5 protein-coding genes are annotated in these 6,203 nt (G+C 41.8%); all 5 read left to right on the top strand.

The window, feature by feature from the left end; all coding sequences use genetic code 11:
• Positions 1-257, top strand: a 257-nt coding sequence (locus RAO94_03420) for a FlgD immunoglobulin-like domain containing protein (protein MDP8321382.1), incomplete at its 5' end; no start/stop codon positions are given.
• Between the two features lie 784 nt (positions 258-1,041).
• Positions 1,042-1,404, top strand: a complete 363-nt coding sequence (locus RAO94_03415; protein ID MDP8321381.1) for a (2Fe-2S) ferredoxin domain-containing protein — start codon at positions 1,042-1,044, stop codon at positions 1,402-1,404.
• Positions 1,405-1,447: 43 nt separating this feature from the next.
• Positions 1,448-1,909 carry an NADH-quinone oxidoreductase subunit NuoE gene (gene nuoE, locus RAO94_03410; GenBank protein MDP8321380.1) on the top strand — a complete coding sequence of 154 codons (462 nt, stop codon included), beginning with the start codon at positions 1,448-1,450 and terminating at the stop codon, positions 1,907-1,909.
• Positions 1,906-3,465, top strand: coding sequence for an NADH-quinone oxidoreductase subunit NuoF (nuoF, locus tag RAO94_03405; protein MDP8321379.1), 1,560 nt, complete (start codon positions 1,906-1,908; stop codon positions 3,463-3,465). Before nuoE ends, nuoF begins: the two co-directional genes overlap by 4 nt.
• A 25-nt stretch (positions 3,466-3,490) precedes the next feature.
• Entirely contained in the window at positions 3,491-6,181 is a 2,691-nt protein-coding gene (gene fdhF, locus RAO94_03400) for a formate dehydrogenase subunit alpha (protein ID MDP8321378.1), read from the top strand.
• The last annotated feature ends 22 nt before the right edge of the window (positions 6,182-6,203 follow it).

Raw genomic sequence — 6,203 nt, 5'->3', positions numbered from 1 at the left:
CTAATCCGTTTAATCCGGAAGTGACAATTGAATTTTCTACCACAGATTACGCTAAGAACACAGAGATAAACATTTACAATATAAAAGGGCAGAGAGTGAGAACTTTGGTTGATGCTGTATTACCTGTGGGAGAGCATACAGTGATCTGGCAGGGAGATGATGATAAAGATAAGCAGGTGGGCAGCGGAGTGTATTTAGTGAGAATGAAAGCAGGTGATAAATATGTAGCACAGCGTAAGGTGACTGTAGTGAAGTAATTTGGGATTATTGAGATGGAAAACAAGTGAGAAGGAAATGTAATGTAAGATTTTTCAACCACGAAGGCTCTGAATGACACTGAAGAATGTAATGTAAAGAATGAACGTGATCAGTATGCAGGGCAGGAGTGTGAACACCTTGTGAATGGTCTTGTACCTTCGCAATGGTATTATTATGGGGAGTGAAACTGACCGGTTCTCAAGTCGATCTTTCGGGTACGAAGTCTCAACTCGATAACCTTAGATGGTTGATCTGAACAGGTTTGTGTGCTTTCTGGAATGAGATATTTAATATTATGGGGCAATGCATTGGCTAATTGAAAATGTAAAATGTAGAATTTTTCAAATTACCTGGGATTTCAAGAGTGAAAGCGGGGAGAGGGTAAAGATTGGGGAGGAATATCAGGTGCAGAGGAAGCTCGTGGTGGTGGTGTAGGTATTACCTGACGGGGAAGGTATTATGGATTACAACGAGGTGAAAATTTAGTCTATACAGTTAAAAATATTTCATGGTATATAAGGTCTAACTCATTAGAAAATGAACGATTAAGAGATATTAGTGGTAAATCAACGGGGGTGAGATTTTTTTCCTTGACGGGGGAAATTGGTTTCCCGTTATAGGTCAATTAATGGGCGAAATTACCCATAACTAAGGAGAATAGTTGGGAGAAATTGATTTTAGTTTTGAGATTGCAAATTTAAGACACTTATTTAACTGTCAAACAGTTGAAATATATCAGGAAATCAAGTAAAATAATCAAATAAAAAAATATCTGGAGGGTTAATGAAGACATTAGCTGAATTGAGGAAAATCCGGGAAAAGGCGCAGCAAGATATGAAGCTGCGAGGCAGTGATTACCGCTATAAGATAGTGGTAGGCATGGGAACATCAGGTATAGCAATGGGTGCTAGAGAAGTTATGAAAGCCATCATCGACGAAATAGCCCAGCGGGGCATCAAAGATGTACTGGTTACCCAAACTGGTGAAAAAGGACTTTCTTCACTGGAGCCAGTAGTAGATGTGATCGAGTCAGGGAAGCCGGAAGTCACCTATGGCAATATGGATAGTGCCAAAGCACGGAAAGTCATAGCAGAACATATAGTCAATGGTCGGGTAGTAAATGACTATGTAGTATCCACAAAATAAGAATTAAATTAAGAACTAAATAAAAACTAAACGGAGAGTAATTATGTATGAGCAGATTTTTGGGAAATATGCTCCGAAGAAAGAGAACCTGATTTACATTCTGCACGAGATTCAAGACCATCATCCACAGCATTATATTTCAGAAGAAGCAATCGGAATTGTAGCAGAATATCTTTCGATATCAGTATCTCACATTCAGGGAGTAATAACCTTTTATAGCATGTTCAGCACTAAGCCGCGGGGTAAAAACATTATCCGGTTATGTGAGTCACCACCTTGTTTTCTGAAAGGTTCAGAGAACATTTTACGGCAATTGCGCGAGCTTTTGCAAGTTAAAATAGGTGAGACAACAGCTGACGGATTATTTACGCTGGAGCTTTGCGCCTGCCTCGGCGTGTGTGGTAATGCACCAGTGATGATGATTAACGAAGACGTTTTTGGTGACCTTACCGAAGCAAAAGTTGCAAATATTATAGCATCATACAGAGAAGGGGGTGAGAAATGAAGTTTTATAGAAGTCACATCCTGATAGGTATAGATGATGCCTCACTGGCAGCAGGCGTGAAAGAAATTGAAGCAATATTAAAAAGTGAACTGCAGAAGAATAATTTAATTGATGAGATCAATATATTAGAGACAGGTACTTTGGGTTTGTTTGGCACAGGCGTGAGCCTGATGGTGTATCCTGAGCAGACAGCTTATGTAAATTTACAAAAATCAGATATTGCTGAGATCGTGGAAGAACACTTCCTGAAGGGACGCCCGGTTCATAGACTGATATTGGATAGTACTCAGTTACGGCAATATGACTTTAATTATAAGCGTAGAATCGTACTAGCCAATTCCGGCGTGATCGATCCCGAGAATATTGATGAATATCTGGGAGTAGGTGGTTATGAAGCCTGGGAAAAAGCTCTCACCAGTATGCAGCCTGGGGAAGTTCTGGAAGAAGTGAAAGCTTCGGGATTGCGGGGTCGTGGTGGAGCAGGATTTCCTGCTGGACTTAAGTGGAGCTTCACGGCACCTATCAAGGGAAAGCAGAAATATGTGGTTGTGAATGCCGATGAAGGCGAGCCGGGAACATTTAAAGACCGGCTGATCATGGAAGGCGATCCGCATAAATTACTGGAAGGCGTGATGCTGTGCGCTTATGCTATTGGTGCTAGCAAGGGATATATCTATATTCGCGGTGAATATAAATTATGTATTTCCCGTCTGGAAAAAGCTATTGAGCAGGCACGGGATTATGGGATATTAGGAGAAAATATCTTTGGCAGCGGTTTTGATCTGGATATATTTATTAAGATCGGTGCCGGAGCTTATGTGTGTGGAGAAGAAACAGCCTTGATCGAATCAATGGAAGGTAATCGTGGAACTCCTCGCAGTAAACCACCATTCCCTGGAGTAGCTGGAGCCTGGCAGATGCCTACAGTCGTCAATAATGTGGAGACATTGGCAAATGTTCCAGCAATTATTACTAATGGAGCTGCCTGGTATGCAGATCATGGTGTGGATGGATGTACTGGAACTAAGGTATATACGATCATGGGTGATGTACGGCTTCCTGGTTTGTGTGAAGTTGATATGGGCACCACTCTGCGGACAATTATCCAGCAGTATGCCGGTGGTATGAAAGAAGGTAAAACCTTTAAGGCAGCACTTGTAGGCGGAGCAGCAGGCGTATTTTTGAATGATCAGCGTCTGGATGTGAATATGGATTATAATTCTCTTAAAGAATATGCTGCAGTGCTTGGTTCTGGAGCCATACTGGTGATGAGCCATTCTGCTGATATGGTTGACATGCTGTGGAGCGTATTGCGTTTCTTCCGGCATGAATCCTGCGGCAAGTGTATTCCCTGTGCCAAGGGCACTAACCTGCTGTTTAAATTGATAGACGGTATCCGTAACGGCAAGGGCAAAGAATCTGATCTTGATGAAATGATCCGCATCTCAGATGGAATGTTTAAAGCATCGTTCTGTGCCCTGGGACAATCTCCCTGCATGCCCATCAGCAGCGCAATTAATAATTTCAGAGAAGATTTTTTAGCAAGAATGAAATGATAAAAATATACTGGAGGATAGCTATATGATAGTTTATCTAAATGGAAAAGCTTATGAAGCTTCTCCGGGAGAGCAGGTTCTGCAGGTTGCATTAAGGAATAATATCTATATTCCTCACCTGTGTTTTCATGAGAAAACAGGTAAAGCAGCCAAATGTCGTGCTTGCGTAGTTGAAGTGGAAGGAACACCGGGACTTAAAACTTCCTGTAATCTGCCCGTAACCGATGGTATGAAAGTATTCACTAATTCTGAACAGGTTATGGATGCTCAAAGATTAGTGATTGATCTGGCACTTTCTTCAGGAAGACATGATTGTCTTGCCTGTGAACAGAATGGCAATTGTGAATTGCAGGATGCTGCCTATTATCTGGGCATCACCAAATCGAGTTTTGATCTTTATGATGATGATTACGAAATCGATGATTCCAGTGAATTTATAGTAGTTGACCGCTCAAAATGTATCAATTGCGGCAGATGTATTGTAGGGTGTAACCACACAGTAGTCAATGAAGTGCTCAATTATGGTAATCGCGGTTATGAAACCAAGATAGTATTTGACACTGATCTGCCCATGGGTTCATCTACTTGCGTGCAATGTGGAGAATGTGTTCAATTATGTCCGGTTGGCTGTATTATTGATAAAAGAGCGATTGGAGCCGGCAGAACCTGGGAGCTGGATAAAGTCGAAACCGTGTGCCCTTACTGCGGAGTAGGCTGTCGCCTGGAAATTCATATTGATCGCACTCAGGATAAAATAGTCCGAATTACCGGCGTGGAAGACTCACCAACAAATAATGGCATGCTCTGCGTGAAAGGTCGCTATGGTTTTGATTTTGTGCAAAGTGAAGAAAGAATTACCTCACCGCTGATCAAAGAAGATGGCAAGTTCAGAGAAGCAAGCTGGGAAGAAGCTATTGCTCTGGTTGCCAGCAAATTTACATCTATAAAAAAAGAATTTGGTAGTGATTCTATCGTGGGTCTGGCATCTGCGAAAGTAACAAATGAAGAGAATTTTGCGTTTCAGAAATTAATCAGAAAGGAGGTAGGCACAAACAACGTAGATCATTGTGCCCGTCTCTGACATAGCTCTACAGTAGCCGGTCTGGCTGCTTCATTAGGTAGTGGTGCTATGACAAATGATATTGCCGGAATCAAGAAAGCAGATGTGATTTTGATTATCGGTTCTGATACTTCAGCTGCTCATCCCGTAATTTCTGCCCGTATTAAGCAGGCAGTGCGAGATGGCAATTCCAAGCTTATCGTAATTGATCCTAAAAAGATCGTCATGGCTGATTATGCTGAAATTTATGCTGCTCATCGTCCGGGAACTGACGTTGCTGTGATGAACTGTATGATGCAGGAAATATTGAAAAATGGCTGGGAAGATAAGGAATATGTTGCCAATCGTCTGGAAGGTTTTGAGGAATTCAAAGCTGAAATTATGCTCGATAGAAATTCTCCAGAAAATGTAGAGAAAATTTCCGGCGTAAAAGCCGATACTCTGCGTGCTATTGCTAAATTGTTTGGACAGGCAAAAACAGCTTCTCTCTTTTATGCTATGGGTATCACTCAGCATACTACGGGTAGAGATAATGTCTGGACAACTGCCAATCTGCAAATGATTTGCGGTAACCTGGGTGTAGAAGGCGGTGGCGTAAATCCTCTGCGTGGTCAATCCAATGTGCAGGGTGCCTGCGATATGGGTGGACTTCCCAATGTATATCCCGGCTATCAGAATGTTACATTACCGGCTATACAGGAGAAATTTGAAAAAGCCTGGAATTGTAAACTGGATAATAAAGTAGGTATCACAATCACAGAAATGATCGATGGTGCTTATGATGGCACAGTGAAAGCTATCTATGTGATGGGTGAAAATCCTTTCCTTTCCGATCCTGATCAGACTCATGTGATCAAAGCCTTTGAAAGAGTAGATTTCATGGTCGTGCAGGATATGTTCATCACAGAAACTGCTGAATATGCTGATGTGATACTGCCTGCTGCTGCTTATGCAGAAAAAGATGGGCACTTCACTAATACTGAAAGAAGAGTGCAGCGGATAAATAAGATCATCGAACCACCGCAAGGTGTGAAAAATGACTGGGAAATCATTCAATTGATAGCTAATGCTATGGGTTCAGACTGGAATTATCAAAGCGTCAGGGACATCACAGACGAGATCAACCAGCTCACTCCTCAATATGGTGGCATCACCTGGGATAGAGTTGGCAGATTTGGTTTACAGTGGCCCTGTCCTAATACAGAACATCCTGGCACGCCATATTTACATAAGGATAAATTTGCCAGAGGTAAAGGTCTGCTCAGCCCAATAGCATTTAAAGAGCCGGATGAATTACCTGATGAAGAATATCCACTGATCCTTACTACTGGTAGAGTATTGCAGCAATTCCATACAGGAACCATGAGCCGAAAGACTCAGGGATTAAATAACCTGGCAGGTCCAATGGTGATGATCTCTGTGGAAGATGCAGAAAGAATGGGCATTGGTAATAGCGAAGTTATTGCAATTGCTACCCGTAGAGGGGAGATCACAGCTCCTGCTTTCGTTACCAAACGTATTTCCACAGGTGTGATCTTCATTCCTTTCCATTATAAAGAATCACCTGCAAATCGTCTTACCAATCCGGCAATTGACCCAATTGCCAAGATACCGGAATATAAAGTTTGCGCTGCAAAAATAAGAAAAATTTCCTAAAAAAAAATAGAAAAGGAAGAAA

It is taken from the genome of Candidatus Stygibacter australis (assembly GCA_030765845.1).
GTDB classification, from domain to species: Bacteria; Cloacimonadota; Cloacimonadia; order Cloacimonadales; family TCS61; genus Stygibacter; species Stygibacter australis.
The sequence above is the reverse complement of the archived record's forward strand: the minus strand, read 5'-3'. Positions and strand labels throughout refer to the sequence as shown.